Genomic DNA, 18,822 nt, shown 5'->3' with positions numbered 1-18,822 from the left:
GTTGAGGAAAGGTGAGAGCCGCGGAATTCCGCGCATTTTCGATCGGCACTGATGGGTGCGACACGCCGCGCGGTGTAACGGGACCTGCGAGGGAGCCAGTTCACGAACTTCTCGCCGTCCGAGATGTTCGAGGGGTGTGTCCGAACAGGTCTTCCCCTGGCTGCGCCGGCGACGCCGGGGTTGATGGCGCAGATCGGGGGAGCGATGTCAGACTTGACGGACATCGCGTGAAGTGTCAGACTTCACGGACATTCGCTCGGTTGTCAGACCTGACGGACAGAGGTGACTCGATGCTCGTAGTGACGCCTGCCGACCTCGGCAACATCGTCCGCGACCGTCGGCGCGATCGGGGCATGTCCCAGGGTGCCCTGGCCGAGGCCGTGGGCATGAGTCGACAGTGGGTCGTGCGCTTCGAGAACGGCAACGCTGCGACCGCCACGGTCGATCACCTCCTCCGGCTCGCCGAGGCGCTCGACCTCGACGTGGAAGTCGCCGCGCCATGAGTGACCGCCTCACCGCCTACCTGCGCGGAGATCGCGTCGGCTGGTTCACCGGCGTCGGGGGAGCGGTCCAGTTCGAATTCGACGATGAGTGGCGCCAGGGGGCTCGCCGCATGGAGCTGTCACTCTCCCTGCCGAAGTCGCGCCGCACCCACGGGGGCGACGCGCCCATCACCTTCCTCTGGAACCTGCTCCCCGACAACGCCACGGTTCTCGAGCGGTGGGGCGCGCGGTTCTCGGTCAGCCCGCGCAATCCGATGGCGCTCCTCGCCCATGTCGGACTCGACACCGCCGGTGCCGTCCAGCTAGCTGAATCCGATGCGCCTATCCTCGAGGGCCCTGAAGCCCTCGAGCCGATCGAGGTCGCCGAGATCGCCGCCCACCTCCGCGAACTGCGCAGCGACCCCGAAGCGTGGTTCCTTCCCGGCCATGTCGGCGGCTACTTCTCGCTCGCCGGCGCGCAGTCCAAGTTCGCCCTCGCTGCGAGAGATGCCGGATGGGCGGTGCCCACCGGCCGCGCCGCCTCCACGCACATCCTCAAGCCCGGCATCCGAGGACTCCAGCACAGCGACCTCAACGAACACCTCTCCCTCGCGGCCGCGTCACTGCTGGGGTTGCGTGCTGCGGCCAGCCGGATCGAGCGCTTCGAGGACGAAACCGCGATCGTCGTTGAACGCTACGACCGGCTGCTCCACGGTGTGGACGTCGAGCGTCTGCACCAGGAGGATCTCGCCCAGGCGACGGCGACTCACCCCGCCAGCAAGTACCAGAACGAGGGTGGCCCCGGCATCCGCGACATCGTCGACGTCATCCGCGAGACGCGGGGCCGGGACGTCGACGACAGCGTGCGCACATTCCTCGAGGCGACGATCTTCAACTGGGCGATCCTCGGCACCGACGCGCACGCCAAGAACTACTCGATCCTCCATGACGGCCGCCGAGGCCCTGGCCTTGCCCCGCTTTACGACGTCGCCACCGCGCTGCCCTACGACGACCTGAACACGCGTCGCGCGCGACTTTCGATGTCGTTCGGGCGCCACTACCGGGTCGCCGAGATCGAACCCCGGCACATCGCCCAGGAGGCGATCGACGCTGGCCTCGACGCAGACTGGGCGATCGCGACCGCGAAGCGCATCGTGGGCGGAGTCGCCGACGCGTATGCGGACGCTGCGAGCGCGGCGCCGCTCGCGGAGGCCGACGTCGCGTTCGCCGCGAGGATCACCGGCCGCGTGCGCGAGCGCGCCGAGCAGCTGACGCGCGAGCTCGACCGTCCGCTTCGGATCGCCGCGACGCAACGCCCTAACGGAGACGCCGCGCAGCCCCGCAATCGCGACATCGGAGGGCCCGGCAACCCCGGATCGTTCGCATCCCCCTCTGCAGCAAAGTGAGCCGTTGGGCTGACCCAGCCCGCAGCGAATCCGCAGAACCTCAGACCCCGAAAACCGCGAATTTACGCGGCAGAAAGGGGCATCCGCGAACCCGATCTGCGGACTTCTGCGGACTCCCTGCGGACCGAAAGCAGAAAATCCCTGATCAGATGCCTGTGCTACCGGTAGTTGACGAACTGCAGATCGACGTCGAGGTCGGCGGCCTTGAGCAGGCGCTGCACCTCCTGCAGGTCGTCGCGGCTCTTCGACTGCACGCGCAGCTCGTCGCCCTGGATCTGCGACTTGACCGACTTCGGCCCCTCGTCGCGGATGATCTTGCCGATCTTCTTCGCGTTCTCCTGCGAGATGCCTTCCTTGAGCGTGGAGACGATGCGGAACTCCTTGCCGCTGGCCTGCGGCTCGCCGCTGTCGAGGGTCTTCAGGGAGATGCCGCGCTTGATGAGCTTGGTCTGGAAGACGTCGAGGGCCGCCGTCGCACGCTCCTCGCTGTTGGCCTTGATCAGCACGGCCTCGCCGCTCCATTCGATCGAGACGCCGGTGCCTTTGAAGTCGTAGCGCTGCTCGAGCTCCTTGCGGGCCTGATTGAGCGCGTTGTCGGCTTCCTGGCGATCGATCTTGGAGACGATGTCAAAACTGGAGTCTGCCATCCCCCAAATCTACTCTCGCAAGCACTCGCAGTCCCCACCGGTCTGCGGACCCGACGCCGACCGAGTGCGGGGCGGCTCTGGTGGGGGAGGGCGGCATCCGACACACTGAACGGATGGGATCAGCGTTGACCACCATAGGACTTCCCGTCGCGCTCGGGATCATCATGTTCGGCCTCGGGCTGAGCCTCACGCCGCGCGACTTCGCCCGTGTCGCGACGCAGCCCAAGGCCGTGCTCGTCGCCCTCGGGTGTCAGCTGCTGCTCCTCCCGGTCTTGTGTTTCGGCCTGGTGATTCTCTTTCAGCTCCCCCCGATCCTCGCGGTCGGGATGATGATGCTCGCCGCCTCGCCGGGTGGCACGACCGCGAACCTCTACTCACACTTGTTCCGCGGCGACATCGCCCTGAACATCTCGCTCACCGCCCTGAACTCGGTCATCGCCGTCGTGACCCTCCCGCTGATCACGAACTTCGCGATCTGGTACTTCGATCCATTCGACGATCAGCTCGGCCTGCAGTGGGCCAAGACCCTCGAGGTGTTCGCGATCGTGCTGCTTCCCGTCATCGGCGGCATGATCGTGCGCCGACTCTGGCCGCGGTTCGCCCACGGGATGGACCGGCCCGTGCGGGTGACCTCGGTGATCGTCCTGGTCATCGTGATCGCCGGGGCCGTCGCGGCGAACTGGGCGCTGCTGGTCGAGAACGCCGGGCGCCTCGCGCTCATCACCATCGTGTTCTGTGCGCTCAGTCTGTCGGTCGGATACCTCGTGCCGCGACTGGTGCGAGTCGGGCGCCGGCAGGCGATCGCGTCGTCGTTCGAGATCGGCATCCACAACGCCACCCTCGCGATCGTCATCGCCCAGACGGTGCTGGGGTCGGTCGAGCTGAGCCTTCCCGCCGCTGTCTACGGCGTGCTGATGTTCTTCATCGCGTTCGGCTTCGGATTCCTCATCCGGGGAAGGCAGGATGCGCCCGACACCGACGGGACAGAAGCGGCCGCGGCCTCCACAAGCGGGGAGCGGGCATGACGGGCGGATGCCTCCCGGAGCCGTCGGCGGAGTCCTTAGACTGGCCGCACACCGGACGAGGAGGCTGCATGCGCCCGTTGACCGAGAACGACGTCCGCGAGTCGTTCGTGAACGCCGCACCCGAGGAGATCACGCGGGTGAAGCTGCCCGCCGACTTCGTGCTGACGGAGTGGGACCACACCGACTTCTTCGCATGGCGGGATCCGCAGACCCGCGGCAGGGGCTACATGATCGCCGAGGTCGGCGGGGAACCGACCGGTGTGGTGCTGCGGGCGAGCTCGGGCTCGTCCCACGCCCGCCCGGCGATGTGCAACCTGTGTCACACGATGCAGCCCGGCGACCAGGTCGCCCTGTTCACGGCGCGCAAAGCGGGGGATGCCGGCGACAACGGCGACAGCATCGGCACGTACATCTGCGCCGACCTGTCGTGTCATGAGAACGTTCGGCTTGCCGCGCCTCTGGCTCCGAACGAGATGCGGGCGAGTGTCGACCGCCGCATCGACGGCACCCGTCAGCGCGCCGAGGCGCTCGTGAACCGCGTGGCGGAGGCCGCATGACCGGCTCGGTGGTCGTCATCGGCGACGCGCTCATCGACGAGATCCGCGACGAGCGCGGAGTGCGGGAGTTCGTCGGGGGAGCGGCGCTGAACGTGGCGGTCGGGCTCACTCGGCTGGGCGTTCCCACGACGCTCATCGCGATGGTCGGCGACGACGAGTCCGGCGATCACATCCGCTCCTACCTCCACGACTACGACGTCGAGCTCCTCGCCTCTCCTGCGCCGCGCGGTTCGTCGCGCGCCGTCAGCACACGGGGTCCCGGTGGCGAGCCGGTGTACGAGTTCAACGAGGCGGCGCAGAACCGCAGCATCCGGTTCGGCGAGGCCGAACGCGCTGCGATCTCGACGGCCGCGGTCGTGGCCGTCAGCTGCTTCCCGTTCGATGTCCCCGCCGAGGCCGAGGCGCTCGCCGACGCTCTCGAGACATCCGTCGTCGCCCTCGATCCGAATCCGCGCGAGGGGATGATGCACGACCGCGCCGAATTCGTGCGCGGGTTCGAGGCGCTCGCCGCGTCGGCCGACCTCGTGAAGGTGGGCGACGACGACGCGACGCTGCTGTACCGGCAGGGGCTCGACACCGTCGTGGAGCGACTGCGCGCGGCCGGAGCCACCGCGGTGCTCGCCACGCGAGGGCGCGACGGCGCGACGATCGTCGCCGGCACGGAGTCCATCACACAGCCGATCTCCACCATGCCCGGGCCGATCGTCGACACGATGGGGGCGGGCGACGCGTCATTTGCGGTGACGATCGCCGCCCTCGCCGACGCCGAGGGCGCGGTCGTGCCCGATTGGCGGGAGATCCTCGTCGACGCGATGGATGCGGCGGCTGCCACGTGCCGCTTCGAGGGGGCGCTACTGCGCCTGCCGTCGGTGTTCGATGACACCGATATCGACCGCATCGGCACGTGATGCCGCGGGGCATCGGGGACCGCCTGCGTCGATTTCTGCGGGCGCGTATCCGGGGGTAAGATTGTTGATCGCGCCTCTGGTCGACTGGAAAAGCCGGACAGGTGCGCACTTGGCGAGTTACCCAAGCGGCCAAAGGGATCTGACTGTAAATCAGCCGTCTTCGACTTCGGGGGTTCGAATCCCTCACTCGCCACTCATGTGAAAGGCCCCGCGATGCGCGGGGCCTTTCGTCGTTCCCGGTTCATCCACAGCCCGCCGCCTGACCCTCGCCCGGGTCGATGACCCCGTGCGAGGATGGTCGATGCGGAGCACCCGCGGAGAAAGGTTCGACCATGACTGCGCCCTATCCACCCGAAGCCCCGGCCGACGAGACCTCGAGCTCGAAGCTGATCCGTGCCGCGATCTGGGTCGCGATCGGCGCGCTCATCGCGGCCGCGTTCGTGTGCGTGGTGTGGGTGTTCGTCGGCTCCGACAACGGCATCATCGGTCGGGCCTTCCTCACGATCCTGCTGTTGGCGGGCTTCGCCGGTGCCGCCCTGCTGGATGCGCATCTCGCGCCACGACGACCGGCATGGTTCGCGCTGGCGAGCATGGGCGTCTGGATCGTCATCCTGCTGCTCGGGGCGACCATGATCTGGATGCCGGAGCGCTCCTTCTACAGCGGCTTCGGCCGTTTCGTGCAGTTCCTGCTCATCGTGCTGGTGCTGCAGCTCGTGCTGCTGCACGTGCGCCTGTTCACCAAGGCGCTGCAGCGCAACCGCACGACCTTCACTCTCGTGGTCTACGCCGTGACGGTGAGCCTCGTGGCCATCCTCGCCGTCATGCTCGTGCTGCCGCTCGCCTTCCACGAGTACATCCGATTCGCCTCGCTCTACTGGCGCTTCGTCGTCGCCATCACGATCCTCGCCGCCGTCGGCACCGCGCTGCTGCCGCTCGTGAACGCCCTGTTCGCACCCCGCCCGCCGCGTGCCCGGCCGGCGCCGGTGGCCTGGCCGACCTACGTCGACGGTCGCACTCCGCTGCCGGTTCTCGTCGACGGAAGCCCCGACTGGAACGCCTACTACACCGGCTACCCCACTCAGCCCTACGCGCAGCCCGGCGCCGCACAGCAGCCGACGCCCGCGTATCAGCCCGAGCCGACGTACCCGCCCCCGGCGGCCGCCGCTCCGACACCAGGCGTCGCCGAGCCACCGGCGTACGCCCCGCAGACCGCCGCACCCGAGCCTTCCGCGCAGCGGCCGCCGGAGACCGCTCCGCCGGTGCCGCCGGCGCCCGCCGATGACCCCGCGCCGGCTCAGCCGGCGGGGGAGCCCGGCGGAGGCGAACCGCAGCCGACATCGGCCGCCGGTCACGCCGCGCGCCAGCAGCCGCCCTCGCCCATGCCCTGGGGGCCCGCTCCGGCCACGGAGTCGTTCCCCGCCGGTCCCCAGCGCTCCGGTGCCCAGGAGGATGCCGGCGACGCAGACACCCCGCCGGCCGCGCCCGGCTACGAGGGCTACCCGCCGCCCCCGCCGCTGCCGCCGCGCACCTGACCGTTCGACTCACGCGACCTCGACGCGTGACGCCCGTCGGGATCCGCGAGCGTCACGCTCCGAGGATCTCCCGGACCGCCATCGCCGCGTTGTGGCCGCCGAGACCGCTGACCGCGCCGCCTCGTCGCGCGCCGGAGCCGCAGAGCAGGATCCGGTCGTGCGCGGTGGCGACACCCCACCGTCGTGCGGAAGTGTCGAGCGTCTCGCCGGGTTCCGCCCACGGCCATGACAGCGGGCCGTGGAAGATGTCCCCGGCGACCATGCCGAGGGACGCTTCGAGGTCGGCTGTCGTGCGCGCTTCGATGCAGGGGTCTCCGTCCGCATCCTCGTAGAGGCAGCCGGCCAGCGGCTCGCCCAGTACCGCGTCGAGGGACCGTTCGGCCGCGGAGAGCAGTTCGCTCCGATACGCGTCCGGGTCGCGGCCCGCCGCCAGCCGGTGCGGCACGTGCAGCCCGAAGAGGGTGAGCGTCTGCGCGCCCGTCGCCCGCAACGGGTCACCGAGGATCGACGGGTCGGACAGCGAGTGGCAGTAGATCTCGGCCGGAAGCGGATCCGGCACGCGACCGGCCTGCGCGGCGGCTGCCGCCGAGTCCAGCTGCGAGAGTGTCTCGTTCACGTGGAACGTGCCCGAGAACGCCGCCTCCGGCGCGACGTGCGCATCGCGTAGCCGCGGCAGTCGTCGCAGCAGCATGTTCACCTTCAGCTGCGCGCCCTCGACGGGTGCGCTTGAATCGGCCGCATCCGCCCCGCCCGCGCGCAGCAGGTCGGTGAGCACGGCAGGCCCGACTCCGCTGAGCACGATCCGACCGTTCAGCACGCGAGGTTCGTCGCCGCCCACGTGCACTTCGCCGTCGGGCGATATCGCCGTCACGGGCGCCGCCGTGAGAATCTGCGCGCCCGCGGCGCGAGCCGCCCGTTCGAGTTCGCTCGTCACCCGTCCCATCCCGCCGACCGGCACATCCCAGTCGCCGGTTCCGCCGCCGATGACGTGGTAGAGGAAGCACCGGTTCTGCCGGAGAGATGGGTCATCGGCGGCGGCGAACGTGCCGATCAGGCCGTCGGTGAGCACCATGCCTCGAGCGATGTCCGACGTGACGGATGCGCGTACGAGGCCGCCGAGCGGCTGCTCCACCAGCGCCTCCCACAGGCCGTCGTCGCCCCATCGAGCCCTCATCTCCGCTGCGGACGGGAGGGGAGAGGTCATCGACGGGAAGGTCGCCGCGGCGACGGCGCCGAGGCGGTCGGACAGGTCGGCGAAGCGTCGCGCTTCGTGCGGGTCCCCGGTGACGCGCGCGAAGGAGTCCGCCGTGGCCTGCGCATCCGCCGTGTCGATCAGGACACCGCGATCGGGATGGAGCGGATCGGGCGTATACGAGGAGTATCGCCGGCGCGTCAACCGCACCCGCAGTCCGAGATCGTCGATCACGTGGCGGGGCAGGAGGCTCACCAGGTAGGAGTACCGCGACAGGCGTGCGTCGACTCCGGCCCACGGCCGTTCCGACACCGCGGCGCCGCCGACGTGGCCGAGGCGTTCGAGGACCGCGACCGAGCGACCGTCGCGGGCGAGGTAGGCGGCGGCGACGAGGGCGTTGTGGCCCCCGCCCACGATGACGACGTCATGGGTGTGCGCGGCAACGGCGACCATGCCTTCACCGTAACCACCCGGCGTATAGCGTGGAAGCATGACGCTTGCCGCCGAACTCGAGGCCATCGCGATCGCCGTCGCTCGAGAGGGCGGCGACCTCGCCCGTCGTCGTCGCAGCGAGGGGGTGGCGATCGCCGCGACGAAGTCGGCCCTGGCCGACATCGTCACCGAGGCCGACCGCGAGGTCGAGACGCTCATCCGTGACCGGATCGCCGTCGCACGCCCCGATGACGGCTTTCTCGGCGAGGAGGGCGGCACGCACGCCGGCACGTCGGGCATCACGTGGGTCGTCGACCCGATCGACGGCACGGTCAACTACGCGTTCGGCATCCCGGCATACGCGACCAGCGTCGCGGCTGTGACCGGAACGCCGACGCCGGGGGCGTGGGAGGTGCTCGCCGGTGTCGTCTACAGCCCCGCCCAGGGAGAGCTGTTCCACGCCGCCGCCGGTCACGGAGCGTGGCTCGACGGACGTCAGCTGAGCGTCAACGCCGCACCCGGCCCCGCCGGAGCGCTGCTGGCCACGGGTTTCGGCTACGACGCCGCCACTCACGCGGCCGACCTCGCGCTCGTCGGCCGCGTGATGCCCCTCGCCCGCGACATCCGCCGCATCGGCGCCGCCGCGCTCGACATCGCGTACGTCGCCGCCGGCCGGGTCGACGGTTTCTTCGAACGCGGACTCAAGCCCTGGGACCACGCCGCCGCCGATCTGCTCGTCACCGAGTCGGGCGGTGAGATCGCGTGGATCGACGATCAGGAGCGCCCGCTGACGGTGGCCGCCGGTCCTGCGCTGATCGAGCAGCTGGTCGCCGTCGCGTCGCGCCCGGCCTGAAACACAAACGTCACATATGGATTCGCCGAACCGCATGTCCACGGATGGAGTTCTCAGGGTCGCGCGGGTAGGGTGTTTACCCGATCGTTACTTTTCACCGTTCGGTCGGTGAGAAGGGTCTATTCCCCCGAAAGACCGTCGCTTCCCCCGCGACTCGACCCGAGAGCCCCACCCGCTTGCTTCCCGATTCCCCCCTGGCTGAGCCCGCGCCCACCCGGCGCTCCAGCCGTGCTCACCGCGCGCCTGCCCCGGCGTCGTCGGCGGAGTTTCCGGCCGTCGAGCACGCGGTCCCACGTCACGGCTCAGCTTCCTCGGCCGACATCCCGATGATTCCCGCATCTCCCCAGCCCGCGGCGCCGACATCGCGCCGCGCTGCGCGAGCGGCCCGCGCCGTCACCGGTGTGATCCCGGTCGATGAGTCCGCCCCCGAGACGGCGACGATGGATGCCGCCAAGGCGCCCGAGCCCTCGGTCGTCGTCACCGAGGTGACCGGTGTGGACCGGTCGGCGTCCGACGTCCCGACGGACGAGAGGGACAGCGGCGCTCCGGTCATCGACGACTTCGACACCGCCGCGCGGCGGCTCAACTTCACCGGCGAGACGCCCGTGCAGCGAACGGTCGCGGCCGAGGACCCAGCCGACGGTGAGGCGCCTGCAGCGGATCTCGGCGCATCCGCGGCCGCTCCCCGGGTGTCCCGCCGGGTGTCGGGTGCCTCCTTCAAGCGCCTGGCGACCGCGTCGTTCTCGATCGGCGTCATGAGTGTCGTGACGCTTCTGGCCGTCGGTACCACCACGCCGGCCGAAGCGCTCGCCGCCGCCACGGGGGAGAGCGTCGCGGGCACGGTCATCGCTCCCGGAGCGACCGACCTGACGGCCGAGGAGGCCGACGAGATCCAGGCGTACGTCGCGCCGGAAGGTGTGCAGAACCTCCAGATTCAGCGCAGCGAGAGCTACGGCACCGAGACCTATGCCGAGCTCGCCGCCGAATCGGGCATCACCCAGACCTCCGACCTGTTCTACAACGACCCGAACGCCGAGATTCAGTGGCCGTTCGCCGTCGGAGTCCCGATGAGCTCCGGATTCGGCATGCGCTGGGGTGCCCTTCACGAGGGAATCGACTTCGTTCCCGGTTTGGGGTCGCCCATCCAGGCTGTCGCTGACGGCGTCGTGCGGGTGGCGACCGAGTCGGGCGGTGCGTACGGGGTGCACGTCATCATCGATCACGTCATCGACGGCGAACTCGTCTCGACCCATTACGCGCACATGCAGTACGGGTCGCTCCAGGTCGAGGTCGGTCAGGAGGTCGAGGTCGGCACGACCATCGGTCTGGTCGGCAACACCGGCCGCTCCACGGGGCCGCACCTTCACTTCGAGGTGCTCATGGGAGGCGAGACGGCCATCGATCCGCTGCCGTGGCTCCGCGAGCACGCCGGGGGCTGATCCGATTTCAAGGGGATGCAGCGACCTGATATCCTCTTTGAGTTGCCCGCTTGCGGGTGGCATGCCCCGATAGCTCAGTGGCAGAGCACTTCCATGGTAAGGAAGGGGTCGTCAGTTCAATCCTGACTCGGGGCTCGCAGCATCCACACAGACCGCGGATGCGTCGCGGCAGGGTAGCTCAGTTGGTGAGAGCGCACGACTCATAATCGTGAGGTCGCGGGTTCAAGCCCCGCTCCTGCTACCGATTCAAACCCCCGGAATTCCGGGGGTTTTGTCGTGTGGGCATGAGCCCCGGCCCTTCGCGAAATCGCGGGGTGGGTCTGGCAATCAGCATTCCGCGCAAGAGTCAAGGGCCCCTGATCGCGTCGGCGTTCTCGGTAGCTTCGCGATATCGCACCCGACGCGGATGGAACCTGCATGCCCCCTTCACTTCCCTTCACCACCGGTGAGCTCATCGGTGGTCGCTACCGGGCGATGGGGGTGCTCGGAAGCGGCGGCATGGCGGACGTCATTCGCGCCGAAGACACGCAACTCGGCCGGACGGTGGCGATCAAACGCTTGCGCGATCAGGATGCCGCAGCGGCGGATCGTGCCCGGAGCGAGATGGCACTGCTGGCATCGTTGAATCATCCCGGGCTCGTGACGTTGTTCGACGCGCGCATCGCGGAGGACGGCCAGACCTATCTCGTGATGGAATTCGTCGACGGCGTGACGCTCGCCGAAAGACTCGATGGCGGCCCGCTGCCCAGCGATGAAGTGGGCGCAATCGCCCTCGACCTGACGGAAGCTCTCGCCGCGGTGCACGCTGCCGGCATCGTTCATCGCGATGTGAAGCCGGCGAACATCCTGCTGGCGGCCGAGCGTCGTGCGGCGGAACGCCACCGGGCACGACTCGCCGACTTCGGGATCGCCCACCTGGCCGGGACCGAGCGATTCACCGAACCCGGCCTCGTCGTCGGCACAGCGGCCTTCCTTGCACCCGAGCAGGTGCGCGGGGAGAGCCCGGCTCCTCCGGCTGACGTGTACGCGCTGGGACTGGTGCTCCTGCAGGCACTCACCGGGCAGCGCGCGTTCCCTCAGGCCACGGGCGTGGAATCCGTCGTCGTCCGCCTCACGAACCCACCGCTCATCCCGCCGTCCGTGGGGCCGGAATGGGCGCCACTTCTTGCTCGCATGACGGCGATCGATCCGGCCGCGCGTCCGACCGCGGTCGAGGTGGCGGCTCACGTGCGCGATTTCGCGCACCCGCACGGCGACCTCGCGCCGTCGCCCCAGCGTGCCGCTGCCGCATGGGACACGCCGACGGTGGGGGACATCGACACCGTCGCAACACCGGCACCGGCACCGGCACCGGCACCGGCACCGGCACCGGCACCGGCACCGGCGACGCGCACGCTCGTGGACGAAGCCGTGGCCGCGTCTGCGGTCCCTCACGGCAGTGCCGGCGCCCACGTCGCCGGTGCTCGACGCCGGACCACCCGCCATCGCCCCGGATCACGTGGATGGGCCCTGGCGGCATCGGCGACAATGGCGCTGACGCTCGGCTGTTCCGTGTGGTTGGCGTCATGGGCGGTGTCCGCGGACTCGGTCGGTGAAGAGGTTCTCACAGAGCAGACGGTGCTTCCCACTCCGGTCGAGCCGAGCGAGACGGAGACCGGGGATTACGGAGCTGTGAACGAGACCGTGTCGGATGCGCCGAGCGGCTCATCAGGCGACGAGACGACCGAAGACGACGCTTCACAGCCTCCCTCACAGGGGGCGACGGCCAACGTCGATGACGGGAATGCCGAGGAGAACGTCGACGGCGAACTCGACGGGGGCGCCGCGAATGCGGGAGCCAACAGCAACGCCGGCGGGAACGGCAACGACAACGCTGCGGCAAACAGCAATGCTGGAGGGAACGGCAACGCCGGCGGCAACGGCAGGGGACGTGACTGACGCGTCGTTCCATCGTGTGTCAAGGCCGTGCCGCAGACCGTCCCGATCGCCTAACGTCGCGGGCTGGAGGTGATCCTATGAACGGATCCGAGGAGACCGCAGATTTCGAGGCGTCGAAGCGGGCGCGGAAGGCTGCCCTCGACGACTCGTTGTCGAGCGCACGCTCGAGCGACGATCCGGAACCGAAGGGGAGGGCTCGCGCGAACACCGCGGTATGGCTGGTTGCGGGGGGCGCTCTCGCCGTGCTCATGCTCGCGTTCTTCATCTACGGATTCACGCTGCAGATCGTCGTTCCGATCATCGGCCTGATCGTCACCATCGGGCTCTACATCGGTCTGGTCGTCGCGGCCCTGACGATTCCTCACGGGCGCAAGCGGCTTCGGGCGTTGGCCATCATCATGGGCGCTCTCGCGCTGTCCATGCTCGTGCTCGGGCTCGTCTTCTACGGCATCGAGGCGGCGAGCTTCGAGCAGATCAACTCCGTCCCCTGACGCGCTCGGTGAGCAAGACGGAAGGGGCCGCGTCCGCGTCCGCGTCGAGTGGTCGTCCGGAAGCCGACGACCCGGTCAAGGTGCGGTGGCCCACGCGGATCCGGCGAGACACCTGGCGATACTCCCTGCGCCGCGCCGTGCACGAGTTCGGGCAGGACGGATGCGTCGACGCCGCCGCGGGACTGACCTTCTTCGCGGTGCTGTCGGTGTTTCCCGGGTTGCTCGCGTTCGTCTCGATCATCGGGCTCATCGCCGACGGTCCCGAGGTGATCGAGCGCGGCCTGGAAATGATCGAAGGAGCCGTGCCCGCCGCGGTCCTCGACATCGTGCGCGAGCCGCTGTCGAGCATGGCCGCAGGATCCTCCGCATCGCTGAGCCTGGTCATCGGCGTCGCGGCGGCCATCTGGTCGGCGTCGCTCTACGTCGGAGCCTTCGGGCGCGCGATGAACCGCATCTACGAGATCGACGAGGGGCGTCCGTTCTGGATGCGCAAGCCGCTGGATGTGCTGGTCACGATCGTGATCGTGGTCTTCGTCGTCCTCGTCGCGGCCCTCGCTTTCCTCTCCCGGCCGGTGGTGGAGGCCCTCGGCTCCGCACTGGCCTGGCGCGAGGGTGCGGTGATCGTGTGGCAGATCGCCCGGTGGCCGCTTCTGGCCGCGTGCGTGGTCGTCATCATCGCGCTGCTGTATTACGCCACGCCGAACATCCGCCAGCCCAAGGTGCGCTGGCTCACGCTCGGCGCGATCGTGGCGGTCGCGCTCCTCGCGGCGAGTTCGTTCGGCTTCCGCACCTACGTCGCGAACTTCTCCCAGTACGAGCGCACGTTCGGCTCCCTGGCGGGAATCGCGGTGTTCCTGATCTGGGTTTTCATCCTCAACCTCGCGCTGCTGCTGGGTGCGGAATTCAATTCCGAACTCGAGCGCGGTCGCCAGCTGCAGGCGGGTGTGGTCGCCGAGGAGAGTCTGCAGCTTCCGCCGCGTGATGAACGAGCTCTCGACCGCATGCACGCGACCCAGCGTGCAGACGAGGAGCGCGGCGCGCTGCTTCGCCAGGGCGAGCCGCTTCCGAGTCACCCGGTCTCAGCGCTCGACCGCATCAAGGAGATCGTGCGCTCGTGGCGCTCCCGAGGCGATTGAGGTGCGCGCTCAGCCGGCGTGATGGTGATGGATCTCGTCGTGCAGGCGGGACATCGCCGGAATCGTCGTCGCGCCGATCCAGATGATGCGCGGACCGGAGTCGGATCCGCACATCCACTCCGACAGCCACGCGCGCGTCGCGGCCTCGAGGCGTGCCCCGCGAGGGCTCATCGTGGCGTCGACCCCGACATCGGTCCGGCACAGCCAGTGCACCGACATCCCCTCCGGCCGCCGCAGCGACTGGATCTGGACGGAGGTCGCGACCTCGAGGAACACGTGGCCGAAGGCGTCCACCGGAAGGCGTTCGAGCGTCGCCTGCACGTACGGCACGTCGGAGCTGTCGCCGGCGAACAGGAAGAGCGGAGAGTCGGTGGAGACGGTCACCCCTTCAGGTTAGGGTGCCCTAACTTCGAGCGCAACGGATGGGACGGATCAGGCCCCGCCTGACGATGCGGACGGATCCGGGCCGAGCCGGACGGAGCGCCGCTCCACGAGGATCGTGTCGCGCCACGTGCCGGCGTGCGGACCCAGAAGCGAGAGTGCGATCCGCTCCCGCCTGCCCACGACGCGAAAGCGAGTCTGCTCGTGCAATCGCAGACTCGCGGTGTTCTCGGGAAAGATGCTCGATTGGATCGTCCAGTAACCGGCCTCCTCGGCCTCGGCTACCAGGGCCTGAAGCAGTCGTCGACCGATCCCGGCGCCGCGCTTGACCGGGTCGACGTACACGGAGTGCTCGATCACGCCTCGATATGCCGCCCGTACCGATACCGGTGAGGCGGCGGCCCATCCGAGAACCGCCCCGCGCTCATCGACGGCGACGAGTCTTGCCGGTCGGATCCTGCCGGCGTCGAACTGCTCCCACGTGGGCGTGTCGGTTTCGAACGTGGCCTCGCCCGAAGCGATTCCGGCGGCGTAGATCTGCTCGACATCGGTCCAGTCGGCGGCGGTCATCACCTGGATGCGGATCATCAGCAGCACGAACCGCCCTCGGCGAGGCCGGTGGAGCAGACGCCGGTCGCGGGCAGGGTGAGCCGAACCTCTGCTGCGGCGGGTGCATCGCCATCGAGCCATGCCGTGATGGAGCGGACCTGCTCATACCCGGTCGCGAGAAGGAACGTCGGTGCCCGGCCGTAGGACTTCATGCCCGCCAGGAAGAACCCCGGCTCCGCGTGCCGAAGTTCGGCGAACCCGTGCGGCGCGACCGTGCCGCACGAGTGCACATTCGGGTCGATGAGGGGCGCCAGCCGGCGCGGCGCCTCGATGACGTCATCGAGCTCGAGTCGGATCTCGCGCAGCATGCTGAGGTCGGGACGGAAGCCGGTCGCGTTCACCACGACGTCGGCGTCCATGTGGGCCGGCTCGTCGTGGCGGGTGCCGACCACGGTCACCCCGCCGACGTCGGTCGACTCCAGGTGTGAGATCTCGAACGAGTCGATCACCGCGATGCGTCCGGCGTGGACCAACTGCTCCACGCGAGAGCCGAGGGCGGCGCGATCGGTGAGCTCGTCGTCCGGCGACGAGGAGACACGGATCGCGGAGGCGTTGCGGATGAGCCACGTCGCCCGTGTCGCCGGCTCGGTTCTCGCCACCTCGGCAAGGGCGATCAGGGTGTTCGACGCCGAGTGGCCGGCGCCGACGACGACGGTGTGCTTTCCCGCGAACGACGCCCGCTCGGTGCCGAGCACGTCGGGAAGCGCATGGTGCACGAGATCGGGGACATCGGCGAGGCCGAGCGGATCCAGCCCGGACGAAGCGAGCGGGTTCGGCGTCGCGTAGGTGCCGGACGCATCGATCACCGCGCGGCCCGTCAGTTCCTCGACGATCCCCTCGGCGGTCCGCACGCGGAGCAGGAACGGCGCTCGAGCGCGGCCGGCGGTGCGGGTGCGGTCCATCCCCTTCCGCGTCACGGCGATCGCGCGCGTGCCGAACCGTATGCGCGGCCCGATCTGCGGCAGTGCGGCGAGGGGCTCCAGGAATGCGTCGACGAGTTCGTGGCCGGTGGGCGATCGGCTCTCATCGGCCGGCATCGTCCAGCCGGACGCTTCGAGCAGACGTCGGGAAGCCGGATCGATGACGTGCCGCCACGGCGAGAACAGTCGCGTGTGGCCCCAGAGTCGAATGGATGCGGCGACGCGATCGCCGGCCTCGATGACGACGAAGTCCCTGCCCCGCTCGGCGAGATTCGCTGCTGCGGCGAGCCCGACCGGGCCGGCCCCGATGATGACCACCGGCAACGCCGTCCGCGGATCGTCCGCCTCGACTCTCGGCGTCAGTTCGAGCAACGTCATGGTGGCCTCCACGGGATATCGATGAGTATCGATGCACAGTATGACGTCGGGTATCGAAACCTGTCAATATTTACTACTATCGATATATGGTCGCGATGCTCGAGGTCACCGATGTCACGCAGGGCGCGGCATGCTGCGCGCCCCTGAAGAGGGCGCCGATCGGCCCCGACGAGGCGGAGCGGATGGCCGCCACGCTGAAGGCGCTCGCGGATCCGGCACGGCTGCGACTGCTGTCGCTCGTGGCCTCCCATGCGGATCAGGAAGCGTGCGTGTGCGATCTCATCGATCCGATCGGGCTGTCCCAGCCGACGGTCTCGCACCACCTGAAGGTGCTCACGGAGGCCGGATTCCTCCACCGGTCGAAGCGGGGCACCTGGGCGTACTACCGGCTGGTGCCCGACGCTCTCGAGCAGGTGTCCGCGGTGCTCATCGGCGCCTGACGCTCCCGCCGTCGGCCCGAGTCCGGTCGGTGGTCAGACCCACGACGGATGCGTCCACCGGGCAGGGCGGTCCAGCTCGCCGTAGCGCATATCCACCCCGGAAGACGTGATCTCCGCCGCGCACAGCAGCAGCGACTGCGTCGGGTACCCGTGTGGGCGATTGTCGCGGATGATCGCGCGATCGTCATCGGGGGAGAGCTCCGCGGAGCGGTCCAGCACGCCCAGCCATGCTTCGATCCAGGCGTCGGGTCGGCCGGACGCCGCGCGGAACGCGTCGAGCCACGCGGCGATGCGTGCGGTGGAGGCGTCGTCGACATCGTCGTGGGCGAGCATGTGGACACCCGGCTCGAGGCTCCGCGAACGGAGGTCGCGCCCATCCCACGACACCACGCGCACCGCTGAGCCGTCGACGTCGACCAGATTGAAGCCGTGCGTGCGCGGGTCGCCCGAGGGAACCGAGCCCTGCACCGCATCCAGGGGGAGAACCCCGCGCGAGACCAAATCGGCCTCGGGTCGGTCCGAGACATCGGCACGGTTGAGCAGCACCGCCAGCCGGCCCGCATCCGGCAGCGCCGCCAGCCAGGCACCGCCGGCGCGCACGTCACGCACGCCCACGATGCGGTCGTCGCGCTCGGGCCACCACGCCCCGAGCGGATTCCAGGGCCGGGCGGGATCCTCGTCGCGCACGGCCAGCAACCGCGTGGGGGCGCCGGGCGCGCTCGGGACGCTCACGATCACCGTGCACATGCGGGTCTCCTCGGTCGGCTCGGGTGAGGCGGTGGCAAGATCGAAGCGTGTTCATCGTCGTCGGCGTCACCGGTGGCATCGCCGCCTACAAGTCCGTCCACCTCGTGCGCCGCTTCGTGAAGGCGGGGCACGACGTGCACGTGATCCCCACCGACGACGCCCTGCGGTTCGTCGGACTGACCACGTGGGAGGCGATCAGCCGCAACCCGGTGACGACATCGGTGCACGATGACGTCGCCCGCGTTCGGCATGTCTCCCTCGGCCAGTCCGCCGACCTCGTGGTCGTCGCACCGGCGACGGCGAACTTCCTCGCGAAAACGGCCGCCGGACTCGCCGACGACCTCTTGGGCACCACCCTACTCGCGACCACCGCCCCGGTCGTCGTGGCTCCGGCCATGCACACCGAGATGTGGCAGCACCCCGCGACCCGCGCCAACATCGCGACGCTGCGCGACCGCGGCGTGCACATCGTGGGCCCTGCCGACGGAGAGCTCACCGGCGGTGATTCCGGGCCGGGGCGCATGACCGAGCCGGATGAGATCGCCGACATCGCCCTGACCGTGCTCGCGCCGAAAGACCTCGCCGGTGTTCGCGTGGTGGTCAGCGCCGGTGGCACCCGCGAACCGCTCGACCCGGTGCGCTACATCGGCAATCGTTCGAGCGGCCGACAGGGCGTCGCCGTCGCCCTCGCAGCGGCCGATCGCGGCGCGGACGTCACCCTGGTGGTCGCGCACGTCGAGACGGAGGCGGCCGCATCCGCGCGCCGGCATCCGCGCATACAGACCGTGGAGGTCGGCACCGCGGCCGATCTGCAGTCGGTCGTCGGGGCGGCCGCGGTCGGGGCCGATGTCGTCGTGATGGCCGCGGCCGTCTCGGACTACCGGGTCGCGGCCGTCTCCGACACCAAGCTCGCCAAGGAGACGGATGACGGTCTCACCCTCGAGCTCGTGCAGAACCCCGACATCCTCGCGGGTCTCGCCGCCGCCCGGCCCGACGGGCAGACGATCGTGGGATTCGCGGCCGAGACCGAGCCGGACCGAGAGCGCCTGCTCGAGCGGGGTCGGCGCAAGCGCGAGCGTAAGGGCGCGGACCTGCTCGTCGTCAACGAGGTGGGGTGGTCGCGCGGGTTCGAGCAGCCGGACAACGCGGTGGCGATCATCGGCCACGGCGGGCACGTGGTCGCCGAGCGGCGCGGCAGCAAGCGCGAGATCGCCGACGCCCTCTGGGACGTCGTCGTGACGGCGCGGCGATCCCGGAACGCCCGGGAATGACGAAGGCCGCCACCGGCGGGTGACGGCCTTCGCGAAGT

19 protein-coding genes and 3 tRNA genes are annotated in these 18,822 nt (G+C 69.6%); 16 read left to right on the top strand and 6 right to left on the bottom strand.

The window, feature by feature from the left end:
• Positions 1–290: 290 nt before the first annotated feature.
• Complete coding sequence (locus tag ACGG9C_RS12845; RefSeq protein ID WP_194384698.1) at positions 291–503, top strand: helix-turn-helix transcriptional regulator; 213 nt, start codon at positions 291–293, stop codon at positions 501–503.
• Positions 500–1,888, top strand: coding sequence for a type II toxin-antitoxin system HipA family toxin (locus ACGG9C_RS12840; protein WP_194384699.1), 1,389 nt, complete (start codon positions 500–502; stop codon positions 1,886–1,888). Before ACGG9C_RS12845 ends, ACGG9C_RS12840 begins: the two co-directional genes overlap by 4 nt.
• 158 nt (positions 1,889–2,046) lie before the next feature.
• Here ACGG9C_RS12840 and ACGG9C_RS12835 read toward each other — a convergent pair whose 3' ends face one another.
• A complete protein-coding gene (locus ACGG9C_RS12835) occupies positions 2,047–2,535 on the bottom strand; it encodes a YajQ family cyclic di-GMP-binding protein (protein WP_194384700.1) in 489 nt (162 codons plus the stop codon).
• 125 nt (positions 2,536–2,660) lie between these two features.
• Between ACGG9C_RS12835 and ACGG9C_RS12830 the strand changes: the two genes are divergently transcribed.
• The 5 genes from ACGG9C_RS12830 to ACGG9C_RS12810 all read left to right on the top strand — a co-directional run bounded on the left by ACGG9C_RS12830 (position 2,661) and on the right by ACGG9C_RS12810 (position 6,557).
• Positions 2,661–3,560, top strand: a complete 900-nt coding sequence (locus tag ACGG9C_RS12830; protein ID WP_228480943.1) for a bile acid:sodium symporter family protein — start codon at positions 2,661–2,663, stop codon at positions 3,558–3,560.
• A 68-nt stretch (positions 3,561–3,628) separates the two neighbouring features.
• Positions 3,629–4,117 carry an FBP domain-containing protein gene (locus tag ACGG9C_RS12825; protein ID WP_194384702.1) on the top strand — a complete coding sequence of 163 codons (489 nt, stop codon included), beginning with the start codon at positions 3,629–3,631 and terminating at the stop codon, positions 4,115–4,117.
• Positions 4,114–5,025: a carbohydrate kinase family protein gene (locus ACGG9C_RS12820; RefSeq protein WP_194384703.1), complete on the top strand. Its 912-nt coding sequence runs from the start codon at positions 4,114–4,116 to the stop codon at positions 5,023–5,025. Before ACGG9C_RS12825 ends, ACGG9C_RS12820 begins: the two co-directional genes overlap by 4 nt.
• Positions 5,026–5,136: 111 nt before the next feature.
• Positions 5,137–5,218 (top strand) — tRNA-Tyr (locus ACGG9C_RS12815).
• A 139-nt stretch (positions 5,219–5,357) separates the two neighbouring features.
• Positions 5,358–6,557 carry a hypothetical protein gene (locus tag ACGG9C_RS12810; RefSeq protein WP_194384704.1) on the top strand — a complete coding sequence of 400 codons (1,200 nt, stop codon included), beginning with the start codon at positions 5,358–5,360 and terminating at the stop codon, positions 6,555–6,557.
• A 52-nt stretch (positions 6,558–6,609) separates the two neighbouring features.
• Here ACGG9C_RS12810 and ACGG9C_RS12805 read toward each other — a convergent pair whose 3' ends face one another.
• Complete coding sequence (locus tag ACGG9C_RS12805; RefSeq protein ID WP_228480944.1) at positions 6,610–8,202, bottom strand: NAD(P)/FAD-dependent oxidoreductase; 1,593 nt, start codon at positions 8,200–8,202, stop codon at positions 6,610–6,612.
• 37 nt (positions 8,203–8,239) lie between these two features.
• On the opposite strand from ACGG9C_RS12805, the gene ACGG9C_RS12800 reads away from it, so the two are divergent.
• The 7 genes from ACGG9C_RS12800 to ACGG9C_RS12770 all read left to right on the top strand — a co-directional run bounded on the left by ACGG9C_RS12800 (position 8,240) and on the right by ACGG9C_RS12770 (position 14,038).
• Positions 8,240–9,034, top strand: coding sequence for an inositol monophosphatase family protein (locus tag ACGG9C_RS12800; protein WP_194384706.1), 795 nt, complete (start codon positions 8,240–8,242; stop codon positions 9,032–9,034).
• Between the two features lie 326 nt (positions 9,035–9,360).
• The gene (locus ACGG9C_RS12795) at positions 9,361–10,473 is read left to right on the top strand and encodes a M23 family metallopeptidase (protein WP_194384707.1); all 1,113 of its coding nucleotides are present in this window, start codon (positions 9,361–9,363) and stop codon (positions 10,471–10,473) included.
• 63 nt (positions 10,474–10,536) lie between these two features.
• A tRNA-Thr gene (locus ACGG9C_RS12790) sits at positions 10,537–10,608 on the top strand.
• Between the two features lie 32 nt (positions 10,609–10,640).
• Positions 10,641–10,714: transfer RNA gene (locus tag ACGG9C_RS12785), tRNA-Met, on the top strand.
• Between the two features lie 176 nt (positions 10,715–10,890).
• A complete protein-coding gene (locus ACGG9C_RS12780; protein WP_194384708.1) occupies positions 10,891–12,411 on the top strand; it encodes a serine/threonine-protein kinase in 1,521 nt (506 codons plus the stop codon).
• Between the two features lie 77 nt (positions 12,412–12,488).
• On the top strand, positions 12,489–12,902 hold the full coding sequence (locus ACGG9C_RS12775) for a hypothetical protein (RefSeq protein ID WP_071043809.1): 414 nt from the start codon (positions 12,489–12,491) through the stop codon (positions 12,900–12,902).
• A gap of 8 nt (positions 12,903–12,910) precedes the next feature.
• Positions 12,911–14,038, top strand: coding sequence for a YihY/virulence factor BrkB family protein (locus ACGG9C_RS12770; RefSeq protein ID WP_071043808.1), 1,128 nt, complete (start codon positions 12,911–12,913; stop codon positions 14,036–14,038).
• Between the two features lie 9 nt (positions 14,039–14,047).
• Here the strand turns inward: ACGG9C_RS12770 and ACGG9C_RS12765 are convergent, their stop codons facing one another.
• From ACGG9C_RS12765 to ACGG9C_RS12755, 3 genes are read right to left on the bottom strand one after another with little or no spacing between them, the layout of a single operon-like run.
• Positions 14,048–14,422, bottom strand: coding sequence for an SIP domain-containing protein (locus ACGG9C_RS12765; RefSeq protein ID WP_071043807.1), 375 nt, complete (start codon positions 14,420–14,422; stop codon positions 14,048–14,050).
• 48 nt (positions 14,423–14,470) lie between these two features.
• The gene (locus ACGG9C_RS12760) at positions 14,471–15,007 is read right to left on the bottom strand and encodes a GNAT family N-acetyltransferase (protein WP_194385433.1); all 537 of its coding nucleotides are present in this window, start codon (positions 15,005–15,007) and stop codon (positions 14,471–14,473) included.
• The gene (locus tag ACGG9C_RS12755; RefSeq protein ID WP_071044092.1) at positions 15,007–16,326 is read right to left on the bottom strand and encodes an FAD-dependent oxidoreductase; all 1,320 of its coding nucleotides are present in this window, start codon (positions 16,324–16,326) and stop codon (positions 15,007–15,009) included. Before ACGG9C_RS12755 ends, ACGG9C_RS12760 begins: the two co-directional genes overlap by 1 nt.
• An 86-nt stretch (positions 16,327–16,412) precedes the next feature.
• Here ACGG9C_RS12755 and ACGG9C_RS12750 point away from each other — a divergent pair, with 86 nt between their 5' ends.
• On the top strand, positions 16,413–16,766 hold the full coding sequence (locus tag ACGG9C_RS12750) for a helix-turn-helix transcriptional regulator (RefSeq protein ID WP_194384709.1): 354 nt from the start codon (positions 16,413–16,415) through the stop codon (positions 16,764–16,766).
• Positions 16,767–16,799: 33 nt separating this feature from the next.
• On the opposite strand, the gene ACGG9C_RS12745 is transcribed toward ACGG9C_RS12750, so the two are convergent.
• Positions 16,800–17,513: an NRDE family protein gene (locus ACGG9C_RS12745; RefSeq protein WP_194384710.1), complete on the bottom strand. Its 714-nt coding sequence runs from the start codon at positions 17,511–17,513 to the stop codon at positions 16,800–16,802.
• A gap of 47 nt (positions 17,514–17,560) precedes the next feature.
• Between ACGG9C_RS12745 and coaBC the strand changes: the two genes are divergently transcribed.
• Positions 17,561–18,784 carry a bifunctional phosphopantothenoylcysteine decarboxylase/phosphopantothenate--cysteine ligase CoaBC gene (coaBC, locus tag ACGG9C_RS12740; protein WP_194384711.1) on the top strand — a complete coding sequence of 408 codons (1,224 nt, stop codon included), beginning with the start codon at positions 17,561–17,563 and terminating at the stop codon, positions 18,782–18,784.
• The last annotated feature ends 38 nt before the right edge of the window (positions 18,785–18,822 follow it).

This window comes from Microbacterium sp. MTN4-26 (assembly GCF_042846595.1).
Taxonomy (GTDB): Bacteria; Actinomycetota; Actinomycetes; order Actinomycetales; family Microbacteriaceae; genus Microbacterium; species Microbacterium luteum.
This window is presented reverse-complemented; position numbering and strand designations above follow the sequence as displayed.